Below are 26,188 nucleotides of genomic sequence, written 5' to 3'. Positions count from 1 at the left end.
CGGTAGGCCGGATCAGGCGTTACGCCGCACCCGGCACTAGTCCCTCTGCACAAACGCCACCTTTTCGGTGTAATGCCAGTCAGTTAAGCAACTGACTGGCTCTTTTTCGGGGCTGTGGGGTATTTCCAGGGCCTCTCCTTTACCACTCTCGGGAAGGCCCTTTCCCTTCTCGTCGGTAATTTCACAAGTTGTCCCATACTTGCAAGATCGCGCATCAGCTCCGGTATACGTCCCGGTGAAGCGCCCTGCAATGTCATCAGCATTCTCATCACCATTCCGCATGATTCTGAGAAACTCAGTTGATTCGGCCAGTAACCTTTCAGATGTTCCGCCATTTTAATCATCTGATATCTCACCAGATTATAAGCCAGTAAGACACCCCACAGCTCTTGCTCCACAAGCTCCGGCTTTTTACTTCTCAGCGTCAGCCTGCTCAGTTGCATCGTCTGTTTTATCTCCCTGTATCCCAGTTCGATTTCCCAGCGATGACTGTACAGATCCGCCATTTCTCCTCCGGGGAAGCGCATGGCGTCCGTCATCGACGTCAGCAGATGGCAGACTTTTCCTTTGCGCGTCACGGTCAGCAGGCGGGCTGTCACTTCATTTCCCAGTCCCGGCCACTTTTTTCGTGCCTGCGGGCTGGTTTTCAGCTTCACCAGATGATCGCCTTTACCCAGTTTTCTGAGCTCTTCATATTGCGCTCCCTTTCTGAGAGGTATCATCCAGTGGCGGTGTTCTCCCGCCAGGCTCCAGGCATTTAACAGTCCCAGTGAGTAATAACCTTTATCCATTAACGTCAGAGTGTTATCGCCGGTTTGTTCTATAAGTTGCTCAGCAAGCTCATTTTCGCTGTTCTTCATCGTGCCGAAGGCTGCAGCCGTCAGCAGATGGCTGGTCAGTTCCATCTGGCAGACCATTTTGACCTGCGGGTAGAGCGCCGGGTTCCCGGCATGTGTCTGGCGGGGGAAGGCTGCATCGTTCTCTGGTGTATCCGGTGTGCGCCAGAACACACCATCGATGGCCAGCAGGGTCAGGCCGCACCAGTGCGGATGCGGCGTGGCGTTATGCCAGAGCTGCGCTGTTTTCGTGAACACGCGGCGGACAGCCTCACTTCCCAGGCGCTGGCGGGCCTGAATAACGGCACTGGGGGCAACGAAGGGGCGATTGCCCGGCAGCATGATGTCCAGGCGATTCACAATCTGGTGAAGAGGTTCTTTACGCTCAAGCGCCATGCCAACAATACACCAGACCATCATTTCGAGGGGAAGACGGCGCTTGCGTAGCGTTACAGTACCTGATTCGGCAAGGCAACGAGAGATGAGTTCGGGGTCGAGGTAATCCCCCAGAGAAGTCAGTGGGTTACGCAGAGAATCGTAACGGGATACCAGATCAAGAGCCTGTCCAATGTGCATAAAAAAATCCGGAAACAAGTGAGCGTTTCCGGATTCTTACACAGCCACTGGATCGGTCAACTGATCCTTAACTGATCGGCATTACACCTTTTCGGTGGCGTTTTTTATCGCCCACGCACTACCAGCGCCTGGTCCAGCTCGCGATACGCTTCAACCAGTTTCTCTAGTGAAACGCGACTTAAACCGCTGGGATTTGGCAGCACCCAAATCTGCGTCGAACCAATGGTGAGCGTTTGTTTCCCCCACTGTGCACCGCGCTGGCTGAATCCCTGTTCATATGCTTGTTTGCCCAGAATCGCCAACGCCTGCGGCTGATAATCTTCAATTTTTTCAATCAGCTTACGCCCACCTGCGTGCAGCTCCTGCTTTGAAACTTCATTGGCTTGCACCGTTGGACGGTCTACCAGTTTGGTGACGCCACAACGATAATCCAGCAGATGCTGTGCCTCCTGCGGCTTCAACTGACGGTCGGTAAACCCGGCCTGATATATCACCTTCCAGAAGCGATTTGCTGGATGAGCAAAGGGAAAACCAGTCCCGGCGGATGAAAGCCCAGGGTTGATACCGCAAAACACGACCCGTAACCCTGGAGCCAAAATATCCTCAACCATATTTACTCCTTTCTAACATCACCAGGAAAAGTATAACGGATTGAAAATACATTGTTTATAAAAACAGCAGGCGCACGGTAATGGCTGGATTGCGACACGGAGTTACTTTATAATCCGCTACCATGGCCCCTTAGCTCAGTGGTTAGAGCAGGCGACTCATAATCGCTTGGTCGCTGGTTCAAGTCCAGCAGGGGCCACCAGATATAGCAAAGGCTGACGAGAAATCGTCAGCCTTTTTCTTTTTATATATCAGTTACTTTGCGTGCCAGTAAGCCGCTGCACGTACCCGCTGTGGGTCATACTGTTCCGCTTCAAAGCGGCGGCTTAAATTCTTAACGACTTTACCTTCGCCGGTTATCCAGATGAAGTAATCATCGGCAGGGATTTGCATCTGCGCCAGACGCGCATCTACCGCCTGCTCATCATGTGCCAGCCATTCGATATTAAAACCATCAAGGTGCGCGAGATAATCCTGACAGGCGTTATCCCGCACGCTAACCAGCGCACTAACTTGCGGTTTAACGGCAAGTTTGCTCAACGTTTCCAAGCGGCGGCGCAGTGCGGGCATTCCGGATTCATCGCAGACATACAGCTGATACGCGTAATCTTCCGGCACCACCAGCGAACCGCGCGGACCTGCAACCGTAAGTTTATCGCCCGGTTGCGCCTGCATCGCCCAGCCGCTGGCGACCCCACCGTCGTGAATAAAGAAATCGATCGCCAGTTCATGGCGTAGTTCGTCATACAGCGGCGTATAGTCACGCGACGGTGGGCGTGGTCCTTCCGGCCAGACGATGCCCTCTTCCGTTACCGTTGGCGGCACAAAGTGAGCGTCAGGTTGAGGAAAGAAGAGTTTGCTGTGATCGTCAAAGCCGCGCGATGTAAAACCGTCCAGCGCCTCGCCGCCGAGGACAATGCGCTGAAAACCGGCGCTGATGCGCTCAACGCGTAACACAGTCAGTTCACGGAAGCGCAGATCATTGCGAACGCGCTGCGGGTAGCGGGGGGAGTTATTCATTGTTATCGCCTTCGTGATGGTAATCAGATATATCTAAATAATTTTCGTAAATGATAATGATTGTTAATCATGATAAATGCAAGCGATTTGTAGAACTGATATGTCTATAGTCTGATAAGACGAACCGCCTCTTCTCAGGCATCATTACTCAACGCCGGATGCGGCGTGAACGCCTTATCCGGCCTACGTGTGAGATGAGTCCACATTTAAAAATCATTTTTATTCTTGCAAGAGTGCTCATATCAGATATAAATTAGATATATCTAATCAAGCAAAAGGAGGCTGATATGAGCCATCATCACGAAGGGTGTTGTAAACATGAAGGCCAGCCACGCCATGAGGGCTGCTGCAAAGGTGAGAAGTCAGAACACGAGCACTGCGGACACGGTCACCAGCATGAACACGGTCAATGCTGCGGTGGTCGCCACGGTCGCGGCGGCGGTCGTCGGCAACGTTTCTTTGGTCACGGTGAATTGCGTCTGGTGATTCTGGATATTCTCTCGCGCGATGACAGCCACGGTTACGAATTGATTAAAGCGATTGAGAATCTAACCCAGGGGAATTACACCCCAAGCCCGGGCGTCATCTACCCAACGCTGGATTTTCTGCAGGAGCAGTCGCTGATTACCATCCGCGAAGAGGAAGGTGGTAAGAAGCAGATTGCGCTGACCGAACAAGGCGCGCAGTGGCTGGAAGAAAACCGCGAACAGGTGGAGATGATTGAAGAACGCATCAAAGCGCGTTGCGTTGGTGCTGCGCTGCGCCAGAACCCGCAAATGAAGCGGGCGCTGGATAATTTTAAAGCGGTGCTGGATTTACGCGTCAACCAGAGCGATATCACTGATGCACAAATAAAAAAGATCATTGCGGTGATCGACCACGCCGCTTTTGATATTACCCAACTGGATTAATCACCGATTGCCGGATGCGGCGTACCCTACACACCCCGCAGGCCTGATAAGATGCGCCAGCATCGCATCAGGCATTGTGCTCCAACCGCCGGATCCGGCATACCGATTAATGCAGCACCGTCACCGCGTCTTCCAGTCGGCTGGCGCGGTGTTTCACCATCGCCGACACCTGCGCACTCTCTTCCACCAGCTCAGCATTTTTCTGGGTGATCAGGTTAAGCTCATCCACTGCACGGGTCAGGCTGGAAAGCCCATCGGCCTGTTCCAGCGTTGAATGGCTAATCTGGGCGATCAACTGGGTGACGTTTTTCACCTGTGCCACAATATCTTCCATCGTCCGTCCGGCGGCGTGTACCTGCTGCGAACCGGATTGCACCTTATCAGCACTGGCATCAATCAGCTTGCGAATATCGTTGGCAGCATTAGCGCTGCGGCTGGCTAAATGACGCACTTCCCCTGCCACCACTGCAAAACCTTTGCCCTGTTCGCCGGCACGCGCCGCTTCCACCGCCGCATTCAGGGCCAGAATATTGGTCTGAAACGCAATATCGTTAATCAGCGAAGTAATGGTGCCAATGCGCTGGGTACTGTCGGCGATATCGTCCATTGTCTTGATCACCGTGGTCATCGCCTCCCCACCCTGCACTGCCGCATTACTGGCGGTGATAGAAAGTTTATCGGCAGCCGACGCCGTGGCAGAGTTCTGTTTCACCGACGCCGCCATTTGGTTCATGGTCGCCACCGTTTGCTGAACGTTATCAACTGTCTGCTGGGTATGTTCGTTCAGTTCATCGGTGCCTTTCGCCAGCGTCTCACTGCCATTTCTGACACTGGACACCTGGCTTGAGACATCGTTAATTAGCCAACGGCACATCAGGCCAAGCTGCCCTACCGCGCGTAATGTCAGCCCCAGCTCATCGCTGCGATTCAGGTGCTCAACACTATTACGCTCTCCGGTCGCCACCTTCAGTGCCTGACGGGCGACATTTTCTATCGGGCGCACAATCTGCCATTCAAAACAAGCGCTTGCCAACAATACCACTAACACACAGAGGAAATACGTCACCACCGGGGCAGCAACAAACCAAAGCATGGCCGCCAGCAAGATAAACATCAGGGTCATCACTCCACGCGCCCGCCAGCGAAGCGGTAATGAAGGCAGTTTACCCAGCCAGCCTTTACGCACCACCAGGCCTTTATGAATACGCTTACTGGTACGTCCGGCGTTCAGCGCTTTGTACAGCGGCTCCACCGCCGCAATCTCTTCATCCGTCGCCCGGGTACGAATCGACATATAGCCACTGATTTTTCCCTCGCGCACCATCGGTACCGCATTGGCCCGCACCCAATAATGGTCGCCATTTTTGCGGCGATTTTTCACGATGCCGCTCCAGGGCTCCCCTTTTTTCAGGGTGAACCACATATCCGCAAACGCCGCTTTTGGCATATCCGGGTGACGCACCATGTTGTGCGGCTGCCCTTGTAACTCTTGCAAGGTAAAGCCGCTCACCTGCACAAAAGTGTCATTAGCATGAGTGATATAGCTTTGCAGATCGGTAGTGGACATCAGAGTGGTATCGTCCGCCAGCGGGGTATTTTGCTGGGTGACATACGGATGAGAAGACATGTTCGCGTCCTGTGCAGGTTATATGGTTGTTAACTTCTTGTCAGAGTTTATGTCGGCCCCGCTGCGGTTATCTTTAACCGATTAATTTGATTTAGATCGCAATTTGCGATTAAAGCACAAATCTAATTCTTTGATTTAAAATACTTTCACTCTGTTACTATACGAAAACGTTAATTATCTTGCCCAAAAATCAGGCAATTATTGCCCTGAAAACGTGCATTTGCGCAGCAATCATCAAATCCATACCCGACAAAAACCGTGCAAAATAACAACAAATGTTAACAGATAGCATTAAATATTGCACAAATGATAACCGAATTTGTGTTTATCCCGATTTTCGCGATCGCAGCCGGAGTGGCGCAATCCCTGCAATACTTAAATCGGTATCATGTGATACGCGAGCCTCCGGAGCATATTTTGAACAGGTTACCTTCGAGCGCATCGGCTTTAGCGTGCAGCGCCCACGCCCTGAATCTCATTGAGAAGCGAACGCTGGATCATGAGGAGATGAAAGCACTTAACCGAGAGGTGATTGAATACTTCAAAGAGCATGTCAATCCGGGGTTTTTAGAGTATCGCAAATCTGTTACCGCCGGCGGGGATTACGGAGCCGTAGAGTGGCAAGCGGGAAGTTTAAATACGCTTGTCGACACCCAGGGACAGGAGTTTATCGACTGCCTGGGAGGTTTTGGAATTTTCAACGTGGGGCACCGTAATCCAGTTGTGGTTTCCGCCGTACAGAATCAACTTGCGAAACAACCGCTGCACAGCCAGGAGCTGCTCGATCCGTTACGGGCGATGTTGGCGAAAACCCTTGCTGCGCTAACGCCCGGTAAACTGAAATACAGCTTCTTCTGTAATAGCGGCACCGAGTCCGTTGAAGCAGCGCTGAAGCTGGCGAAAGCTTACCAGTCACCGCGCGGCAAGTTTACTTTTATTGCCACCAGCGGCGCGTTCCACGGTAAATCACTTGGCGCGCTGTCGGCCACGGCGAAATCGACCTTCCGCAAACCGTTTATGCCGTTACTGCCGGGCTTCCGTCATGTGCCGTTTGGCAATATCGAAGCCATGCGCACGGCTCTTAACGAGTGCAAAAAAACCGGTGATGATGTGGCTGCGGTGATCCTCGAACCGATTCAGGGTGAAGGTGGCGTAATTCTGCCGCCGCCGGGCTATCTCACCGCCGTACGTAAGCTATGCGATGAGTTCGGCGCACTGATGATCCTCGATGAAGTACAAACGGGCATGGGGCGCACGGGCAAGATGTTCGCCTGCGAGCATGAGAACGTACAGCCGGATATCCTCTGCCTTGCCAAAGCGCTCGGCGGCGGCGTGATGCCGATTGGCGCGACCATCGCCACTGAAGAGGTGTTTTCAGTTCTGTTCGACAACCCATTCCTGCATACCACCACCTTTGGCGGCAACCCGCTGGCCTGTGCGGCGGCGCTGGCGACCATCAATGTGTTGCTGGAGCAGAACTTACCGGCTCAGGCTGATCAAAAAGGCGATATGTTGCTGGACGGTTTCCGTCAACTGGCGCGGGAATATCCCGATCTGGTACAGGAAGCGCGTGGTAAAGGGATGTTGATGGCGATTGAGTTTGTTGATAACGAAATCGGCTATAACTTTGCCAGCGAGATGTTCCGCCAGCGCGTACTGGTGGCCGGAACGCTCAATAACGCCAAAACGATCCGCATTGAACCGCCACTGACACTGACCATTGAACAGTGTGAACTGGTGATCAAAGCGGCGCGTAAGGCGCTGGCGGCCATGCGAGTAAGTGTCGAAGAAGCGTAATATCAAATCGGATGGCGATACGACGTCGCCATCCGATCTTTTTATACGACGCGTACGCCCGCAGGCATCATCCGCTCCGGCGTTAACAGCACGCTTTCACTGCCGTCATCGGTTTCCGCACACAACAGCATGCATTCCGACGTTTCACCACGCATTTTCGCTTTTTGCAGATTGCATAAGACCACCACCGTTTTTCCCATCAGCTCCTCTTCGCTGTAGTACGGCACCAGGCTGGTCACGGTTTGCAGTGTTTTTTCCCCCACATCAACCTGTACGATGTACAGCTTGTCGGCGTTTTCATGGCGTTTCACTTCCACAATCTTTCCGACGCGCATTTCCAGACGTGCAAAATCAGCGTAAGCCACGGTTTCCATTGCTTCCTCCCTTCAAGTAAAATTTTACTAAACTATAGCAAAATTTTTTCTCAATCCTGTAGGCTAAAAATGGAGAATGCAGGCGTGATCACATTCGTAAGCCGCTGTGTTACCGTTACAGCGTCAAAGAAACGCGCTTTATTTACTGAAAACAGGTGACCCGATAAGCACTTCCTCTACAATGGGGGCGCACATCAGGGAAAGTAAAAAAGGTAAACATGGCAACATTAAAAGACATCGCAATCGAAGCTGGCGTATCCCTGGCGACAGTATCCAGGGTCTTAAATGACGATCCGACATTGAATGTGAAAGAAGAGACGAAACATCGCATTCTCGAGATCGCCGAAAAGCTGGAGTACAAGACCAGTAGCGCCCGTAAACTACAGACAGGCGCAGTCAACCAACACCATATTCTGGCTATCTACAGCTACCAGCAGGAGCTGGAGATCAACGATCCTTACTATCTGGCGATCCGCCACGGCATTGAAACTCAGTGCGAAAAGCTGGCGATCGAACTGACCAACTGTTATGAACACAACGGATTACCAGACATTAAAAACGTCACCGGTATTTTAATTGTCGGCAAACCCACGCCCGCCCTGCGCGCCGCTGCCAGCGCGTTGACCGACAATATCTGTTTTATCGACTTTCACGAACCCGGCAGCGGTTACGATGCGGTGGATATCGATCTGGCACGCATCAGTAAAGAAATCATCGACTTCTATATCAACCAGGGCGTTAATCGTATTGGTTTTATTGGCGGTGAAGATGAGCCTGGCAAGGCGGATATTCGTGAGGTCGCCTTTGCGGAATATGGCCGACTGAAACAAGTGGTACGCGAAGAGGATATCTGGCGCGGCGGTTTTTCCAGTTCGTCGGGTTATGAACTGGCAAAACAAATGCTGGCGCGGGAAGACTATCCGAAGGCACTGTTTGTTGCTTCCGATTCCATTGCTATCGGCGTACTGCGGGCAATTCATGAACGTGGCCTGAACATCCCACAGGATATTTCGCTTTTCAGCGTTAACGATATCCCCACCGCGCGATTTACCTTTCCGCCGCTCTCCACCGTGCGCATCCATTCCGAGATGATGGGAAGTCAGGGCGTTAACCTGGTGTATGAAAAAGCCCGCGATGGTCGCGCGCTGCCGCTGCTAGTCTTCGTTCCCAGCAAATTAAAACTGCGCGGCACGACCCGTTAAATCCCCTTACACACTGTCCGGCAATCATTTTTGCCGGACAGTGCTGTAATGCCAGTCAGTTAAGCAACTGACTGGCTCTTTTTCGGGGCTGTGGGGTATTTCCAGGGCCTCTCCTTTACCACTCTCGGGAAGGCCCTTTCCCTTCTCGTCGGTAATTTCACAAGTTGTCCCATACTTGCAAGATCGCGCATCAGCTCCGGTATACGTCCCGGTGAAGCGCCCTGCAATGTCATCAGCATTCTCATCACCATTCCGCATGATTCTGAGAAACTCAGTTGATTCGGCCAGTAACCTTTCAGATGTTCCGCCATTTTAATCATCTGATATCTCACCAGATTATAAGCCAGTAAGACACCCCACAGCTCTTGCTCCACAAGCTCCGGCTTTTTACTTCTCAGCGTCAGCCTGCTCAGTTGCATCGTCTGTTTTATCTCCCTGTATCCCAGTTCGATTTCCCAGCGATGACTGTACAGATCCGCCATTTCTCCTCCGGGGAAGCGCATGGCGTCCGTCATCGACGTCAGCAGATGGCAGACTTTTCCTTTGCGCGTCACGGTCAGCAGGCGGGCTGTCACTTCATTTCCCAGTCCCGGCCACTTTTTTCGTGCCTGCGGGCTGGTTTTCAGCTTCACCAGATGATCGCCTTTACCCAGTTTTCTGAGCTCTTCATATTGCGCTCCCTTTCTGAGAGGTATCATCCAGTGGCGGTGTTCTCCCGCCAGGCTCCAGGCATTTAACAGTCCCAGTGAGTAATAACCTTTATCCATTAACGTCAGAGTGTTATCGCCGGTTTGTTCTATAAGTTGCTCAGCAAGCTCATTTTCGCTGTTCTTCATCGTGCCGAAGGCTGCAGCCGTCAGCAGATGGCTGGTCAGTTCCATCTGGCAGACCATTTTGACCTGCGGGTAGAGCGCCGGGTTCCCGGCATGTGTCTGGCGGGGGAAGGCTGCATCGTTCTCTGGTGTATCCGGTGTGCGCCAGAACACACCATCGATGGCCAGCAGGGTCAGGCCGCACCAGTGCGGATGCGGCGTGGCGTTATGCCAGAGCTGCGCTGTTTTCGTGAACACGCGGCGGACAGCCTCACTTCCCAGGCGCTGGCGGGCCTGAATAACGGCACTGGGGGCAACGAAGGGGCGATTGCCCGGCAGCATGATGTCCAGGCGATTCACAATCTGGTGAAGAGGTTCTTTACGCTCAAGCGCCATGCCAACAATACACCAGACCATCATTTCGAGGGGAAGACGGCGCTTGCGTAGCGTTACAGTACCTGATTCGGCAAGGCAACGAGAGATGAGTTCGGGGTCGAGGTAATCCCCCAGAGAAGTCAGTGGGTTACGCAGAGAATCGTAACGGGATACCAGATCAAGAGCCTGTCCAATGTGCATAAAAAAATCCGGAAACAAGTGAGCGTTTCCGGATTCTTACACAGCCACTGGATCGGTCAACTGATCCTTAACTGATCGGCATTACGGACAGTGCTGCCGTTTATTTTCGTGATCCAGTTAAAGTAAATGCATTTACCTGCCACTTTTTAGTAAAAATTTTACTAAACTCCCCAGCAATTACACAAACTACCATCACCATGAATGGTTCCGATTTCTCTCTACCGGGAGGCCCTATGAATCGCTGGGAAAACATTCAGCTCACCCACGAAAACCGACTTGCGCCACGTGCGTACTTTTTTTCATATGATTCTGTTGCGCAAGCGCGTACCTTTGCCCGCGAAACCAGCAGCCTGTTTCTGCCCTTAAGCGGTCAGTGGAATTTCCACTTTTTTGACCACCCGCTGCAAGTGCCTGAAGCCTTCACCTCTGAGTTAATGGCTGACTGGGGGCATATTACCGTCCCCGCCATGTGGCAAATGGAAGGTCACGGCAAACTGCAATATACCGACGAAGGTTTTCCGTTCCCCATCGATGTGCCGTTTGTTCCCAGCGATAACCCAACCGGTGCCTATCAACGTATTTTCACCCTCAGCGACGGCTGGCAGGGTAAACAGACGCTGATTAAATTTGACGGCGTCGAAACCTATTTTGAAGTCTACGTTAACGGTCAGTATGTGGGTTTCAGCAAGGGCAGTCGCCTGACCGCAGAGTTTGACATCAGCGCGATGGTTAAAACCGGCGACAACCTGTTGTGTGTGCGCGTGATGCAATGGGCGGACTCTACCTACGTGGAAGACCAGGATATGTGGTGGTCAGCGGGGATCTTCCGCGATGTTTATCTGATCGGAAAACAACTAACACATATTAACGATTTCACCGTGCGTACCGACTTTGACGAAGCCTATTGCGATGCCACGCTTTCCTGCGAAGTGGTGCTGGAAAATCTCGCCGCCTCCCCTGTCGTCACGACGCTGGAATATACCCTGTTTGATGGCGAACGCGTGGTGCACAGCAGCGCCATTGATCATTTGGCAATTGAAAAACTGACCAGCGCCAGCTTTGCTTTTACTGTCGAACAGCCGCAGCAATGGTCAGCAGAATCCCCTTATCTTTACCATCTGGTCATGACGCTGAAAGACGCCAACGGCAACGTTCTGGAAGTGGTACCACAACGCGTTGGCTTCCGTGATATCAAAGTGCGCGACGGTCTGTTCTGGATCAATAACCGTTATGTGATGCTGCACGGCGTCAACCGTCACGACAACGATCATCGCAAAGGCCGCGCCGTTGGAATGGATCGCGTCGAGAAAGATCTCCAGTTGATGAAGCAGCACAACATCAACTCCGTGCGTACCGCTCACTACCCGAACGATCCGCGTTTTTACGAACTGTGTGATATCTACGGCCTGTTTGTGATGGCGGAAACCGACGTCGAATCGCACGGCTTTGCTAATGTCGGCGATATCAGCCGTATTACCGACGATCCGCAGTGGGAAAAAGTCTACGTCGAGCGCATTGTTCGCCATATTCACGCGCAGAAAAACCATCCGTCGATCATCATCTGGTCGCTGGGCAATGAATCCGGCTATGGCTGTAACATCCGCGCGATGTACCACGCAGCGAAGGCGCTGGATGACACGCGACTGGTGCATTACGAAGAAGATCGCGATGCTGAAGTGGTCGATATTATTTCCACCATGTACACCCGCGTGCCGCTGATGAATGAGTTTGGTGAATACCCGCATCCGAAGCCGCGCATCATCTGTGAATATGCTCATGCGATGGGGAACGGACCGGGCGGGCTGACGGAGTACCAGAACGTCTTCTATAAGCACGATTGCATTCAGGGTCATTATGTCTGGGAGTGGTGCGACCACGGGATCCAGGCACAGGACGACCACGGCAATGTCTGGTATAAATTCGGCGGCGACTACGGCGACTATCCCAACAACTATAACTTCTGTCTTGATGGTTTGATCTATTCCGATCAGACGCCGGGACCGGGCCTGAAAGAGTACAAACAGGTTATCGCGCCGGTAAAAATCCACGCGCGGGATCTGACTCGCGGCGAGTTGAAAGTCGAAAATAAACTGTGGTTTACCACGCTTGATGACTACACCCTGCACGCAGAGGTGCGCGCCGAAGGTGAAACGCTCGCGACGCAGCAGATTAAACTGCGCGACGTTGCGCCGAACAGCGAAGCCCCCTTGCAGATCACGCTGCCGCAGCTGGACGCCCGCGAAGCGTTCCTCAACATTACGGTGACCAAAGATTCCCGCACCCGCTACAGCGAAGCCGGGCATTCTATCGCCACTTATCAGTTCCCGCTGAAGGAAAACACCGCGCAGCCAGTGCCTTTCGCACCAAATAATGCGCGTCCGCTGACGCTGGAAGACGATCGTTTGAGCTGCACCGTTCGCGGCTACAACTTCGCGATCACCTTCTCAAAAATGAGTGGCAAACCGACATCCTGGCAGGTAAATGGCGAGTCGCTGCTGACCCGCGAGCCAAAGATCAACTTCTTCAAGCCGATGATCGACAACCACAAGCAGGAGTACGAAGGGTTGTGGCAGCCGAATCATTTGCAGATCATGCAGGAACATCTGCGCGACTTTGCCGTAGAACAGAGCGAGGGTGAAGTGTTGATCATCAGCCGCACGGTTATTGCCCCGCCGGTGTTTGATTTCGGAATGCGCTGCACCTACATCTGGCGCATCGCTGCCGATGGCCAGGTTAACGTGGCGCTTTCCGGCGAGCGTTACGGCGACTATCCGCACATCATTCCGTGCATCGGTTTCACCATGGGAATTAACGGCGAATACGATCAGGTGGCGTATTACGGTCGTGGACCGGGCGAAAACTACGCCGACAGCCAGCAGGCTAACATCATCGATATCTGGCGCAGCACCGTCGATGCCATGTTCGAGAACTATCCCTTCCCGCAGAACAACGGTAACCGTCAGCATGTCCGCTGGACGGCACTGACTAACCGCCACGGTAACGGTCTGCTGGTGGTTCCGCAGCGCCCAATTAACTTCAGCGCCTGGCACTATACCTAGGAAAACATCCACGCTGCCCAGCACTGTAACGAGCTGCAGCGCAGTGATGACATCACCCTGAACCTCGATCACCAGCTGCTTGGCCTCGGCTCCAACTCCTGGGGCAGCGAGGTGCTGGACTCCTGGCGCGTCTGGTTCCGTGACTTCAGCTACGGCTTTACGTTGCTGCCGGTTTCTGGCGGAGAAGCTACCGCGCAAAGCCTGGCGTCGTATGAGTTCGGCGCAGGGTTCTTTTCCACGAATTTGCACAGCGAGAATAAGCAATGAGGATCATCGATAACTTAGAACAGTTCCGCCAGATTTACGCCTCTGGCAAGAAGTGGCAACGCTGCGTTGAAGCGATTGAAAATATCGACAACATTCAGCCTGGCGTCGCCCACTCCATCGGTGACTCATTGACTTACCGCGTGGAGACAGACTCCGCGACCGATGCGCTATTTACCGGGCATCGACGCTATTTTGAAGTGCATTACTACCTGCAAGGGCAGCAAAAAATTGAATATGCGCCGAAAGAGACATTACAGGTAGTGGAATATTATCGTGATGAAACTGACCGTGAATATTTAAAAGGCTGCGGAGAAACCGTTGAGGTCCACGAAGGGCAAATCGTTATTTGCGATATCCATGAAGCGTATCGGTTTATCTGCAATAACGCGGTCAAAAAAGTGGTTCTCAAAGTCACCATCGAAGATGGTTATTTCCATAACAAATAACAACTACGGCGGCAAAAGGAGTTTGCCGCCACCGCTACCCTACTCATTTTCGGAGATGTGTTATGTCTGATACCAAACGTAATACAATCGGCAAATTCGGCTTGCTCTCGCTGACTTTTGCCGCCGTTTACAGCTTTAACAACGTTATCAATAATAATATTGATCTTGGACTGGCCTCGGCACCGATGTTTTTCCTCGCGACGATTTTTTATTTTATTCCCTTCTGTCTGATCATCGCAGAATTTGTTTCGTTAAATAAAAACTCAGAAGCCGGTGTCTACGCATGGGTAAAAAGTTCGCTGGGCGGACGTTGGGCATTTATTACTGCCTATACCTACTGGTTCGTAAACCTGTTCTTTTTCACCTCACTGTTGCCGCGCGTTATTGCTTATGCTTCGTATGCCTTCCTCGGATACGAATATATTATGACGCCGGTTGCCACCACCATTATCAGTATGGTGCTGTTCGCCTTCTCCACCTGGGTTTCCACCAACGGGGCGAAAATGTTGGGGCCAATTACCTCCGTCACTTCAACGCTGATGCTGCTGTTAACGCTCTCCTACATTTTACTGGCAGGTACGGCGCTGGTTGGCGGCGTACAGCCTGCTGACGCCATCACCGTTGACGCGATGATCCCGAACTTCAACTAAATAGCTGCGCGGAATAGTAGATCACTTTGAGGGAACTTAGCCCGGATTGTGCGATCTGATCAATCGCCAAATCAAAACAAATCACCAACCGGACTGAGCAATGCCGATCATAGCACCAATTTCCCGTGACGAACGACGCCTGATGCAGAAAGCCATCCATAAAACACACGATAAAAATTATGCCCGCAGACTGACTGCCATGCTGATGCTGCACCGGGGCGACCGTGTCAGCGACGTTGCCAGAACGCTCTGCTGCGCCCGTTCCTCTGTTGGACGCTGGATTAACTGGTTCACGCAGTCGGGTGTTGAGGGACTGAAATCATTACCTGCCGGGCGTGCCCGTCGCTGGCCGTTTGAGCATATCTGCACACTGTTACGTGAGCTGGTAAAACATTCTCCCGGCGACTTTGGCTACCAGCGTTCACGCTGGAGTACAGAACTGCTGGCAATAAAAATCAATGAGATAACCGGTTGCCAGTTAAATGCCGGAACCGTTCGCCGCTGGTTGCCGTCTGCGGGGATTGTGTGGCGAAGGGCTGCGCCAACTCTGCGTATCCGTGACCCGCATAAAGATGAAAAGATGGCAGCAATCCATAAAGCACTGGACGAATGCAGCGCAGAGCATCCGGTCTTTTATGAAGATGAAGTGGATATCCATCTTAATCCCAAAATCGGTGCGGACTGGCAACTGCGCGGACAGCAAAAACGGGTGGTCACGCCGGGACAGAATGAAAAATATTATCTGGCCGGAGCGCTGCACAGCGGGACAGGTAAAGTCAGCTGTGTGGGCGGCAACAGCAAAAGTTCGGCGCTGTTCATCAGCCTGCTGAAGCGGCTTAAAGCGACATACCGTCGGGCGAAAACCATCACGCTGATCGTGGACAACTACATTATCCACAAAAGCCGGGAAACACAGAGCTGGCTGAAGGAGAACCCGAAGTTCAGGGTCATTTATCAGCCGGTTTACTCGCCATGGGTGAATCATGTTGAACGGCTATGGCAGGCACTTCACGACACAATAACGCGTAATCATCAGTGCAGCTCAATGTGGCAACTGTTGAAAAAAGTTCGCCATTTTATGGAAACCGTCAGCCCATTCCCCGGAGGCAAACATGGGCTGGCAAAAGTGTAGCGGTATTAAGCGCAGCTATTTAGGCGTTCCTCGGCGTTACCACCTGGATCTTTATGGCCGCAGGTGGCGCGGAGTCCGTCGCTGTGTACGTTAACGACGTCAAAGGCGGTTCGAAATCGTTCGTTAAAGTGATCATCCTCGCCGGAATTTTTATCGGCGTACTGTATTCCGTCTCCTCGGTGCTGATTAACGTCTTCGTCAGCAGCAAAGAGTTGAAATTTACCGGCGGATCGGTGCAGGTATTCCACGGCATGGCGGCGTATTTTGGTCTACCGGAAGCGTTGATGAATCGCTTTGTCGGTCTGGTGTCCTTTACCGCGATGTTCGGTTCCCTGCTGATGTGGACCGCAACGCCGGTGAAAATTTTCTTCTCCGAAATCCCGGAAGGCATCTTTGGTAAGAAAACCGTCGAACTGAACGAAAACGGCGTTCCGGCGCGCGCAGCGTGGATCCAGTTCCTGATCGTCATCCCGCTGATGATTATCCCGATGCTCGGTTCCAATACCGTGCAGGATCTGATGAATACTATTATTAATATGACCGCCGCAGCGGGTGATGCTGCCAACTTACTGATTTAGTGTATGATGGTGTTTTTGAGGTGCTCCAGTGGCTTCTGTTTCTATCAGCTGTCCCTCCTGTTCAGCTACTGACGGGGTGGTGCGTAACGGCAAAAGCACTGCCGGACATCAGCGCTATCTCTGCTCTCACTGCCGTAAAACATGGCAACTGCAGTTCACTTACACCGCTTCTCAACCCGGTACGCACCAGAAAATCATTGATATGGCCATGAATGGCGTTGGATGCCGGGCAACTGCACGCATTATGGGCGTTGGCCTCAACACGATTTTACGTCACTTAAAAAACTCAGGCCGCAGTCGGTAACCTCGCGCATACAGCCGGGCAGTGACGTCATCGTCTGCGCGGAAATGGACGAACAGTGGGGCTATGTCGGGGCTAAATCGCGCCAGCGCTGGCTGTTTTACGCGTATGACAGTCTCCGGAAGACGGTTGTTGCGCACGTATTCGGTGAACGCACTATGGCGACGCTGGGGCGTCTTATGAGCCTGCTGTCACCCTTTGACGTGGTGATATGGATGACGGATGGCTGGCCGCTGTATGAATCCCGCCTGAAGGGAAAGCTGCACGTAATCAGCAAGCGATATACGCAGCGAATTGAGCGGCATAACCTGAATCTGAGGCAGCACCTGGCACGGCTGGGACGGAAGTCGCTGTCGTTCTCAAAATCGGTGGAGCTGCATGACAAAGTCATCGGGCATTATCTGAACATAAAACACTATCAATAAGTTGGAGTCATTACCGCCGCAGCGTCCATGCTTCCGCCGTTATTCATCATGCTGGCTTACCTGAATTTACGCGCCAAATTAGATCACCTGCCACGCGATTTCCGTATGGGCTCCCGCCGCACCGGTATTATCGTTGTTTCAATGCTGATTGCGATATTTGCCGTAGGGTTTGTCGCTTCGACATTCCCGACTGGCGCGAATATTCTGACCATCATTTTTTATAACGTCGGCGGTATTGTTATCTTCCTTGGCTTTGCGTGGTGGAAATACAGTAAATATATAAAGGGATTAACGGCTGAAGAGCGCCATATTGAAGCGACGCCAGCCAGCAATGTTGATTAAGCAGAATAATAAAAAATGAGCAGGCATTTTCCCTCTTCCTGGATGAGGAGAGGGAAAATAGTTTCTGCCTTTATATTTTTATAATTACAACGATAAAAGGCTGTACTTTTTCTTTAGCTCATGGATTAACACAATGAAATTAATCACTGCACCATGCAGAGCATTACTTGCTCTGCCGTTTTGCTACGCCTTTTCTGCGGCAGGAGAAGAAGCACGTCCGGCAGAACATGACGACACAAAAACACCCGCAATTACCTCGACATCTTCTCCTTCATTTCGTTTTTACGGCGAATTAGGGATTAGGGGGTGGTGGATATATGGATTTAGAGGGTGAGAATAAACATAAATACAGCGACGGTACCTATATTGAAGGTGGCCTGGAGATGAAGTACGGCTCCTGGTTCGGCCTGATTTACGGCGAAGGCTGGACCGTGCAGGCCGACCACGACGGCAATGCCTGGGTGCCAGACCATAGCTGGGGTGGTTTCGAGGGCGGAATTAACCGTTTCTATGGCGGTTATCGTACCAATGATGGCACCGAAATCATGCTCAGTCTGCGTCAGGATTCCTCGCTGGATGACCTGCAATGGTGGGGCGATTTCACCCCCGATCTGGGCTACGTCATTCCCAATACCCGCGACATTATGACTGCGCTGAAGGTACAGAACTTAAGCGGCAACTTTCGTTATAGCGTCACCGCGACTCCTGCCGGACATCATGATGAAAGCAAAGCCTGGCTACATTTTGGCAAATACGATCGCTATGACGACAAATACACCTATCCGGCAATGATGAACGGTTACATCCAGTATGACCTTGCCGAAGGCATCACCTGGATGAACGGTCTGGAAATCACCGACGGCACAGGACAGCTCTATCTCACGGGCCTGCTAACTCCTAACTTTGCCGCTCGCGCCTGGCACCATACCGGACGCGCCGACGGGCTGGACGTACCGGGAAGTGAAAGTGGGATGATGGTGAGCGCCATGTATGAAGCGTTAAAGGGCGTTTATCTCTCCACCGCTTACACCTACGCCAAACATCGCCCTGACCACGCTGACGATGAAACCACCTCTTTCATGCAGTTTGGTATCTGGTACGAATACGGCGGCGGACGTTTCGCCACGGCTTTTGATAGCCGCTTCTACATGAAAAATGCCTCTCACGATCCCAGCGACCAAATCTTCCTGATGCAATATTTCTACTGGTAATAAGGACTGTAATTTCATGAAAATAAAAACTATTTTAACGCCAGTAACCTGCGCTCTGCTGATAAGTTTTTCCGCCCATGCCGCTAACGCCGACAATTATAAAAACGTGATTAACCGTACTGGCGCGCCGCAGTACATGAAGGATTACGATTACGACGATCACCAGCGTTTTAATCCGTTTTTCGATCTCGGAGCCTGGCATGGTCATCTGTTGCCAGACGGCCCTAACACCATGGGCGGCTTTCCGGGCGTTGCGCTGCTGACGGAAGAGTACATCAACTTTATGGCCAGCAATTTCGACCGCCTGACCGTCTGGCAGGACGGCAAGAAAGTCGACTTTACGCTGGAGGCATACAGTATTCCCGGTGCGCTGGTGCAAAAACTGACAGCAAAAGATGTGCAAGTCGAAATGACTCTGCGCTTCGCCACGCCGCGCACGTCACTACTGGAAACCAAAATCACCAGCAATAAACCGCTGGATCTGGTGTGGGACGGCGAACTGCTGGAAAAACTGGAAGCGAAAGAAGGGAAACCGCTTTCCGATAAAACCATTGCTGGCGAATACCCTGACTATCAGCGCAAAATCAGCGCCACCCGTGATGGCCTGAAAGTCACCTTTGGCAAAGTGCGCGCCACCTGGGATCTGCTGACCTCCGGCGAATCGGAATATCAGGTGCATAAATCCCTGCCGGTGCAGACTGAAATCAACGGTAATCGCTTTACCAGTAAGGCGCATATCAACGGTTCGACCACGCTCTACACCACCTATTCCCATCTGCTGACCGCTCAGGAAGTTAGCAAAGAGCAAATGCAGATCCGCGATATTCTGGCGCGTCCGGCGTTTTATCTCACCGCCTCGCAGCAACGCTGGGAAGAATACCTGAAGAAAGGGTTAACCAATCCGGATGCGACGCCGGAACAGACGCGCGTCGCGGTGAAAGCGATCGAAACGCTCAACGGTAACTGGCTCTCACCGGGCGGTGCGGTGAAATTTAACACCGTTACACCGTCGGTGACCGGGCGCTGGTTCTCCGGCAATCAGACCTGGCCGTGGGATACCTGGAAGCAGGCGTTTGCGATGGCGCATTTCAATCCGGACATCGCCAAAGAGAATATCCGCGCGGTCTTCTCCTGGCAGATCCAGCCTGGCGATAGCGTGCGTCCGCAGGATGTGGGCTTTGTCCCCGACCTGATAGCGTGGAACCTTAGCCCCGAGCGTGGTGGCGATGGCGGCAACTGGAACGAACGTAATACCAAACCCAGCCTTGCCGCCTGGTCGGTGATGGAAGTGTACAACGTCACCCAGGATAAAGCCTGGTTGGCAGAGATGTACCCGAAACTGGTGGCCTATCACGACTGGTGGTTACGTAACCGCGATCACAACGGCAACGGCGTGCCGGAATATGGCGCGACCCGCGACAAAGCCCACAACACTGAGAGCGGCGAGATGCTGTTTACGGTGAAAAAAGGCGATAAAGAAGAGACGCAGTCTGGGCTGAACAACTACGCCCGCGTGGTGGAGAAAGGCCTGTACGACAGTCTGGAAATTCCGGCACAGGTTGCTGCATCGTGGGAATCGGGGCGTGATGATGCCGCCGTCTTTGGGTTTATCGACAAAGAACAGCTGGATAAATATGTCGCTAATGGCGGCAAACGTAGCGACTGGACGGTGAAATTCGCCGAAAACCGCAGTCAGGACGGAACGTTGCTGGGCTACTCGCTATTGCAGGAGTCGGTGGATCAGGCCAGCTATATGTACAGCGATAACCATTATCTGGCGGAGATGGCAACCATCCTCGGTAAGCCAGAAGAGGCCAAACGCTATCGCCAGTTGGCACAGCAGCTCGCGGACTACATCAACACCTGTATGTTCGACCCGACTACCCAGTTCTACTATGACGTACGTATTGAAGATAAACCACTGGCGAACGGCTGCGCGGGCAAACCGATTGTTGAGCGCGGTAAAGGGCCGGAAGGCTGGTCGCCGCTGTTTAACGGTGCGGCAACGCAGGCCAACGCCGACGCGGTGGTGAAGGTGATGCTCGATCCTAAAGAGTTCAACACCTTTGTCCCGCTGGGAACGGCGGCGTTAACCAATCCGGCTTTTGGCGCTGATATCTACTGGCGTGGGCGCGTATGGGTGGATCAGTTCTGGTTTGGTCTGAAAGGGATGGAGCGTTACGGTTATCGTGATGATGCCCTGAAGCTGGCGGATACGTTCTTCCGGCACGCCAAAGGATTAACCGCCGATGGCCCAATTCAGGAGAATTACAACCCGCTGACTGGCGCACAGCAAGGCGCACCAAATTTCTCCTGGAGTGCCGCTCATTTGTATATGTTGTATAACGATTTTTTCCGTAAGCAGTAATTTGCAACGGCTGGCGGATGCGGCGTGAACGCCTTATCCGCCCTACATGTGCAATCCCCCAGGCCGGATAAAACGCGGCAAGCGTTGCATCCGGCGTTACCACCGGGCGTATTCTTTTTGAATCCCATCACAAACCCCGCACTCCCCTTTTCCCTTTTCTCCATCGACGGCTAAATTAGAACTCATCCGACCACATAACAATTATTTTACATACTGGACAATTTTATGAGCTACCCGTCGCTGTTCGCCCCGCTGGATTTAGGTTTTACCACGTTAAAAAACCGCGTGTTGATGGGCTCAATGCACACCGGGCTGGAGGAATACCCGGACGGTGCCGAGCGGCTGGCAGCGTTTTATGCCGAACGCGCCCGTCACGGCGTGGCGCTGATTGTCAGCGGCGGCATTGCACCAGATTTAACAGGCGTTGGCATGGAAGGTGGCGCAATGCTCAACGACGCCAGCCAGATCCCACACCATCGCACCATTACCGAAGCGGTACATCAGGAAGGCGGCAAAATAGCCCTGCAAATTTTGCATACCGGGCGCTACAGCTACCAACCGCATCTGGTCGCTCCCTCCGCATTGCAGGCCCCCATCAACCGTTTCGTTCCTCACGAACTCACCCATGAAGAGATCCTGCAACTGATCGACGATTTCGCCCACTGCGCGCAACTGGCACGGGAGGCAGGATACGACGGTGTAGAGGTAATGGGGTCCGAAGGGTATTTGATCAACGAATTTCTGACGCTGCGCACCAATCAGCGTAGTGACCAGTGGGGCGGCGATTACCGCAACCGGATGCGATTTGCCGTAGAAGTAGTGCGTGCGGTGCGCGAACGCGTCGGCAACGACTTCATTATTATCTACCGACTGTCGATGCTCGACCTGGTCGAAGACGGCGGGACTTTTGCCGAAACGGTAGAGCTGGCGCAGGCCATTGAAGCGGCGGGCGCGACCATTATCAACACCGGCATTGGCTGGCATGAAGCACGTATTCCGACCATTGCCACGCCCGTGCCGCGCGGCGCATTTAGCTGGGTCACGCGCAAACTGAAAGGCCACGTCTCGCTGCCGCTGGTAACCACCAACCGGATTAACGATCCGCAGGTTGCCGACGATATTCTCTCGCGCGGCGATGCCGATATGGTATCGATGGCACGACCGTTTCTTGCTGATGCGGAACTGCTGTCAAAAGCGCAATCGGGGCGAGCCGATGAGATCAACACCTGCATTGGCTGCAATCAGGCCTGCCTCGATCAGATCTTCGTTGGCAAAGTCACCTCGTGCCTGGTGAATCCTCGCGCCTGCCACGAAACCAAAATGCCAATCCTTCCTGCCGTGCAGAAAAAAAATCTGGCGGTGGTCGGTGCGGGACCTGCTGGGCTGGCGTTTGCCATTAACGCGGCGGCGCGTGGGCATCAGGTAACATTGTTTGATGCCCACAGCGAGATCGGCGGGCAGTTTAATATCGCCAAACAGATCCCCGGCAAAGAGGAGTTTTACGAAACGCTGCGCTATTACCACCGGATGATCGAAGTGACGGGCGTGACGCTGAAACTCAATCACACCGTGACGGCGGATCAGTTACAGGCGTTCGATGAAACGATCCTCGCCAGTGGGATCGTGCCGCGCGTTCCGCCTATCGACGGGATCGATCATCCGAAGGTATTGAGTTATCTCAATGTACTGCGCGACAAAGCGCCGGTAGGCAACAAGGTTGCCATCATCGGTTGTGGCGGGATTGGTTTTGATACGGCGATGTATTTAAGTCAGCCGGGCGAATCCACCAGCCAGAATATCGCCAGGTTCTGTAATGAGTGGGGGATCGACAGCAGCCTACAACAGGCTGGTGGCTTAAGCCCGCAGGGAATGCAGATCCCGCGTAGCCCACGGCAAATTGTGATGCTCCAGCGCAAAGCCAGCAAACCGGGACAGGGGTTAGGCAAAACCACCGGCTGGATCCATCGCACCACCCTGCTCTCGCGGGGTGTGAAAATGATCCCAGGCGTAAGTTATCAGAAGATTGACGATGACGGGCTGCATGTGGTGATCAACGGCGAAACGCAGGTATTAGCAGTGGACAATGTGGTGATCTGCGCAGGGCAAGAGCCAAACCGCGCGCTGGCGCAACCGCTGATTGATAGCGGGAAAACTGTGCATTTAATTGGCGGCTGCGATGTGGCTATGGAGCTGGACGCACGACGGGCAATTGCCCAGGGAACACGGCTGGCGCTGGAGATTTAAATCGTTATTTTAAGCGCCGGATGCAACGCATCCGGCACGTCGCGTTAATCAATAAACAAGGCGGGAGAAATGCCGAATCGCGTTGCCAATTTTTTAGCGTGTTCCAGCGTTAATTTCCTCTTCCCGCTCAAAACGCGTGACACCATAGATTTACTGCCAATTTCCGGCAGATCGGCAAGGGTTAAACCATATTGATCCATAAGGGTACGAATCACGGCTATACCGCCAGGCATGGCTTGAGCCATGGCATTAAATTCCGCAAATTCGGGCGCTGATTCTTCCCACGCGGTTATTTTGGCACACACCAGATCCAGCAAGGGGTTTTCAGGATCGTTGAGCAGCAGATGATCTACCAGTTCCAGCGCCTGGGTGTATTGTTCCTCGTTCTGAATACCCGCCAGAAAAGGTGCCACCGCAGTTAGCTTTTCTCCTGCTTGCAAGATGTCGGCAATCGCAATCATTTTTTCCCCTTAGTACGATGAACAGCGGTAAAGAAATCGTATTCTTTATGCGTCATAACTTCACGTATGTAGCACTTTTGCGATTCAAAAAAGACCATTGCTACAACACGTAATTCATTGCCCCCAACATTGAAAACATAATGCTTATCCAGATATTTGAAGTTATCCAGAGATGGGAATACTGCTTTTAATGACTCAGGTTTTTTGAAATATCCCTTAGCAATCGTGTTCCCCAGAGCCACCAACTCCGTTTTATGTTGCGGGTATTTTTCCGCAGCATCTTTCAATGCTTTTTGAGTTATCAGGTGCATTCTTCATCACGTCCGTTGACAAATTGGCAATATGATAACATCCGTTGACAGATTGGCAACGGATGAATTTATCTGTGTGACGGAAGAATAAACGTAGAAAAACGCTAAACAAGAGAATGTAGAGGATGGTGAGAGGGATTTTTTGTTTTATGGAAGCGCGATTCCAGAACTGGGCAGACATTGCCGGATGCGACGCTTGCCGCGTCTTATCCGGCCTGGGAGTAACGTGCTGAACGTAGGCCGGATAAGGCGTTAACGCCGCATCCGGCAGGTAACTCCCAATCTTACCGACGACGCCCCAGCTTCACTGCTTTCAGCACCACAAATTTATTATTCGTGGCGATGGTGGTGCAGTTGCCGAAAATCTTCTTCAGTTTATGGAAGTAATCCAGGTGACGGTTGGCAACAATATACAGCTCGCCGTTGATTTTCAGGCAGCGGCGGGCATGGTGGAACATCTCCCAGGCGACGTTATCGGTCAGCGCATGTTGTTGGTGAAACGGCGGGTTGCAGAGCACAGCATTAAAGCGGAAAGGCTCCACGCCGGAGAGCGCGTTGTTGATCATAAACTCGCTGCGATCTAACGCCTCTGGCATGTTGGTTTCAACGTTCAAACGGCTGGAAGCAACCGCCATCGGCGATTCATCGACAAACACCACTTTCGCCTGAGGGTTTTTATCAAGCAGCGTCAGACCAATAACGCCATTACCGCAACCGAGATCGACAATCTCACCTTCGAGATTCTCTGGCAGATGTTGCATAAAGAAGCGTGCGCCAATATCCAGCCCGGTGCGGGAGAAGACATTCGCATGGTTGTGGATAGTCCAGTCAGTACCTTCCAGCTTCCAGCTAACGGTCTGCGGCGCATCGGCCAGCGGCGGTTCATTGAAAGTGCAATTAATCAGGCGCGCTTTTTTCCATGCCAGCGTAGTGGTGGTCGGGCCGAGCACTTTCTCGAACAGCTCCAGCGTGGAAGTGTGAATGTCACGGGCTTTGGCACCGGCAATAATACGTGTATCCGACGTGACCACTTTGCGCAGCGCACGCAGTTGCTGTTCCAGCAATGCCAGTGTTTTCGGCACTTTGATCAGCACCACACCCGGCTGTTGCGGGTAGTCGGCGGTGCTGTCGAGAAACTTCACGCTCGACTCATCAATCCCGTTGAGGCGTAAATTCTCGCGCGTCGCCAGTTCACTGATGTATGAGTCGCCAATGCTGTACGGCTTATGTTCCGCCAGCGCGCAGCTTAACGCACCAAAGGCATCATTCAGGATCAACACCGGGCCGCGGATTTCTGTGTCGTCCAACTGTTGCAGCAAATATTCATCCGCCGCTTCCCACGCCTGTAGCGGGTTAACGTCATCCGTCGCCGGAAAACGTTGTAGTGTCAGTGAACGGAAACCGTTGTCTAAGTGGCTCATCGGCCCTCCTGAATGATAAAATTTCGACGTTGCCCCTGAAAAGGGTGCGTGAGTATACCCTTTTTCTCTTTTTCGTGGGCGGTTATGAGCAATCTTACTTATCTTCAGGGTTATCCCGAGCAGCTACTTTCCCAGGTGCGAACGCTGATTAACGAACAGCGTCTGGGCGATGTGCTGGCAAAACGCTATCCGGGAACACACGACTACGCCACCGATAAAGCCCTCTGGCAATATACCCAGGATCTAAAAAATCAGTTTCTGCGCAATGCCCCGCCGATCACTAAAGTGATGTATGACAATAAGATCCACGTACTGAAAAACGCGCTCGGATTACATACCGCTGTTTCTCGTGTGCAGGGCGGCAAGCTGAAAGCAAAAGCAGAGATCCGCGTCGCTACTGTGTTTCGCAACGCGCCGGAACCGTTTTTACGCATGATCGTGGTGCACGAACTGGCGCACCTGAAGGAGAAAGAGCATAACAAAGCGTTTTACCAGTTGTGCTGCCATATGGAGCCGCAGTACCACCAGCTTGAGTTCGACACCCGGCTGTGGCTAACGCAGTTGTCGCTTGGGCAGGACAAAATCTGAAAATGATGTCAGGCGTTATCTTTTCTTTCTTTAGCGCCTAAAAT

General features: G+C 52.6%; 18 protein-coding genes, 1 tRNA gene and 5 pseudogenes. 15 read left to right on the top strand and 9 right to left on the bottom strand.

The genetic code is table 11. The features are described from left to right. Window positions 1-83: 83 nt before the first annotated feature. Together C1P89_RS23305 and mug are read right to left on the bottom strand one after the other, a co-directional pair. Window positions 84-1,430 carry an IS4-like element IS4 family transposase gene (locus C1P89_RS23305; RefSeq protein ID WP_000483769.1) on the bottom strand — a complete coding sequence of 449 codons (1,347 nt, stop codon included), beginning with the start codon at window positions 1,428-1,430 and terminating at the stop codon, window positions 84-86. Window positions 1,431-1,516: 86 nt separating this feature from the next. Continuing rightward, a complete protein-coding gene (gene mug, locus C1P89_RS23300; protein ID WP_000228937.1) occupies window positions 1,517-2,023 on the bottom strand; it encodes a G/U mismatch-specific DNA glycosylase in 507 nt (168 codons plus the stop codon). Between the two features lie 124 nt (window positions 2,024-2,147). Between mug and C1P89_RS23295 the strand changes: the two genes are divergently transcribed. Beyond that, window positions 2,148-2,223, top strand: a tRNA-Ile gene (locus C1P89_RS23295). A 53-nt stretch (window positions 2,224-2,276) separates the two neighbouring features. Here the strand turns inward: C1P89_RS23295 and nfeF are convergent. Beyond that, window positions 2,277-3,041 (bottom strand): NADPH-dependent ferric chelate reductase NfeF, encoded by a 765-nt coding sequence (gene nfeF / locus C1P89_RS23290; protein WP_001065895.1) that lies wholly within the window; start codon window positions 3,039-3,041, stop codon window positions 2,277-2,279. Between the two features lie 287 nt (window positions 3,042-3,328). On the opposite strand from nfeF, the gene nfeR reads away from it, so the two are divergent. Continuing rightward, a complete protein-coding gene (gene nfeR / locus C1P89_RS23285) occupies window positions 3,329-3,952 on the top strand; it encodes a DNA-binding transcriptional regulator NfeR (protein WP_000018004.1) in 624 nt (207 codons plus the stop codon). A gap of 106 nt (window positions 3,953-4,058) precedes the next feature. Here the strand turns inward: nfeR and aer are convergent, their stop codons facing one another. Then, window positions 4,059-5,579 (bottom strand): aerotaxis sensor receptor Aer, encoded by a 1,521-nt coding sequence (gene aer / locus C1P89_RS23280; protein WP_000094682.1) that lies wholly within the window; start codon window positions 5,577-5,579, stop codon window positions 4,059-4,061. 417 nt (window positions 5,580-5,996) lie between these two features. Between aer and ygjG the strand changes: the two genes are divergently transcribed. After that, the gene (ygjG, locus tag C1P89_RS23275; protein ID WP_001365008.1) at window positions 5,997-7,376 is read left to right on the top strand and encodes a putrescine aminotransferase; all 1,380 of its coding nucleotides are present in this window, start codon (window positions 5,997-5,999) and stop codon (window positions 7,374-7,376) included. Between the two features lie 41 nt (window positions 7,377-7,417). Here ygjG and C1P89_RS23270 read toward each other — a convergent pair whose 3' ends face one another. Beyond that, on the bottom strand, window positions 7,418-7,750 hold the full coding sequence (locus C1P89_RS23270) for a tRNA-binding protein (protein WP_000450589.1): 333 nt from the start codon (window positions 7,748-7,750) through the stop codon (window positions 7,418-7,420). Window positions 7,751-7,968: 218 nt separating this feature from the next. On the opposite strand from C1P89_RS23270, the gene ebgR reads away from it, so the two are divergent. Next, window positions 7,969-8,952: a transcriptional regulator EbgR gene (gene ebgR / locus C1P89_RS23265; protein WP_000212443.1), complete on the top strand. Its 984-nt coding sequence runs from the start codon at window positions 7,969-7,971 to the stop codon at window positions 8,950-8,952. Between the two features lie 59 nt (window positions 8,953-9,011). On the opposite strand, the gene C1P89_RS23260 is transcribed toward ebgR, so the two are convergent. After that, a complete protein-coding gene (locus C1P89_RS23260; RefSeq protein ID WP_000483769.1) occupies window positions 9,012-10,358 on the bottom strand; it encodes an IS4-like element IS4 family transposase in 1,347 nt (448 codons plus the stop codon). 215 nt (window positions 10,359-10,573) lie between these two features. Between C1P89_RS23260 and ebgA the strand changes: the two are divergent. The 10 genes and pseudogenes from ebgA (at window position 10,574) to fadH (ending at window position 23,363) form a co-directional block, all read left to right on the top strand. After that, window positions 10,574-13,666 (top strand): annotated as a pseudogene (gene ebgA, locus C1P89_RS23255) (beta-galactosidase subunit alpha). Next, complete coding sequence (locus C1P89_RS23250) at window positions 13,663-14,112, top strand: beta-galactosidase subunit beta (protein WP_001219954.1); 450 nt, start codon at window positions 13,663-13,665, stop codon at window positions 14,110-14,112. The pseudogene ebgA and the gene C1P89_RS23250 overlap by 4 nt, the downstream one beginning before the upstream one ends. A gap of 62 nt (window positions 14,113-14,174) precedes the next feature. Further along, window positions 14,175-14,759 (top strand): annotated as a pseudogene (locus C1P89_RS23245) (amino acid permease); the annotation flags it as partial. A gap of 103 nt (window positions 14,760-14,862) precedes the next feature. Continuing rightward, window positions 14,863-15,894: an IS630-like element IS630 family transposase gene (locus C1P89_RS23240; RefSeq protein WP_005136263.1), complete on the top strand. Its 1,032-nt coding sequence runs from the start codon at window positions 14,863-14,865 to the stop codon at window positions 15,892-15,894. 23 nt (window positions 15,895-15,917) lie between these two features. Beyond that, window positions 15,918-16,469, top strand: a pseudogene (locus C1P89_RS23235) (amino acid permease); the annotation flags it as partial. A gap of 31 nt (window positions 16,470-16,500) precedes the next feature. Next, a protein-coding gene (locus C1P89_RS23230; protein ID WP_094096600.1) for an IS1-like element IS1A family transposase occupies window positions 16,501-17,198 on the top strand; the annotation gives its coding sequence in 2 pieces (ribosomal slippage) (window positions 16,501-16,750 and window positions 16,750-17,198; 699 coding nt in all). A 9-nt stretch (window positions 17,199-17,207) separates the two neighbouring features. After that, window positions 17,208-17,540 (top strand): annotated as a pseudogene (locus C1P89_RS23225) (amino acid permease); the annotation flags it as partial. Window positions 17,541-17,673: 133 nt separating this feature from the next. Further along, window positions 17,674-18,751 (top strand): annotated as a pseudogene (gene ygjJ, locus C1P89_RS23220) (protein YgjJ). A 16-nt stretch (window positions 18,752-18,767) separates the two neighbouring features. Beyond that, the gene (gene ygjK / locus C1P89_RS23215) at window positions 18,768-21,119 is read left to right on the top strand and encodes an alpha-glucosidase (RefSeq protein ID WP_000695472.1); all 2,352 of its coding nucleotides are present in this window, start codon (window positions 18,768-18,770) and stop codon (window positions 21,117-21,119) included. Window positions 21,120-21,344: 225 nt separating this feature from the next. Continuing rightward, on the top strand, window positions 21,345-23,363 hold the full coding sequence (fadH, locus tag C1P89_RS23210; protein WP_000121452.1) for an NADPH-dependent 2,4-dienoyl-CoA reductase: 2,019 nt from the start codon (window positions 21,345-21,347) through the stop codon (window positions 23,361-23,363). Window positions 23,364-23,407: 44 nt separating this feature from the next. Here the strand turns inward: fadH and higA are convergent, their stop codons facing one another. The 3 genes from higA to rlmG form a co-directional block, all read right to left on the bottom strand. Next, the gene (gene higA, locus C1P89_RS23205) at window positions 23,408-23,824 is read right to left on the bottom strand and encodes a type II toxin-antitoxin system antitoxin HigA (RefSeq protein ID WP_000560263.1); all 417 of its coding nucleotides are present in this window, start codon (window positions 23,822-23,824) and stop codon (window positions 23,408-23,410) included. After that, window positions 23,821-24,135 (bottom strand): type II toxin-antitoxin system toxin HigB, encoded by a 315-nt coding sequence (higB, locus tag C1P89_RS23200; RefSeq protein ID WP_000550189.1) that lies wholly within the window; start codon window positions 24,133-24,135, stop codon window positions 23,821-23,823. The genes higA and higB overlap by 4 nt, the downstream gene beginning before the upstream one ends. Before the next feature lie 284 nt (window positions 24,136-24,419). After that, window positions 24,420-25,556, bottom strand: coding sequence for a 23S rRNA (guanine(1835)-N(2))-methyltransferase RlmG (gene rlmG, locus C1P89_RS23195; protein WP_000018685.1), 1,137 nt, complete (start codon window positions 25,554-25,556; stop codon window positions 24,420-24,422). Window positions 25,557-25,640: 84 nt separating this feature from the next. Here rlmG and C1P89_RS23190 point away from each other — a divergent pair, with 84 nt between their 5' ends. Further along, the gene (locus C1P89_RS23190; protein WP_001305117.1) at window positions 25,641-26,144 is read left to right on the top strand and encodes a M48 metallopeptidase family protein; all 504 of its coding nucleotides are present in this window, start codon (window positions 25,641-25,643) and stop codon (window positions 26,142-26,144) included. The last annotated feature ends 44 nt before the right edge of the window (window positions 26,145-26,188 follow it).

Source organism: Shigella sonnei (assembly GCF_002950395.1).
Taxonomy (GTDB): Bacteria; Pseudomonadota; Gammaproteobacteria; order Enterobacterales; family Enterobacteriaceae; genus ECMA0423.
The sequence above is the reverse complement of the archived record's forward strand: the minus strand, read 5'-3'. Positions and strand labels throughout refer to the sequence as shown.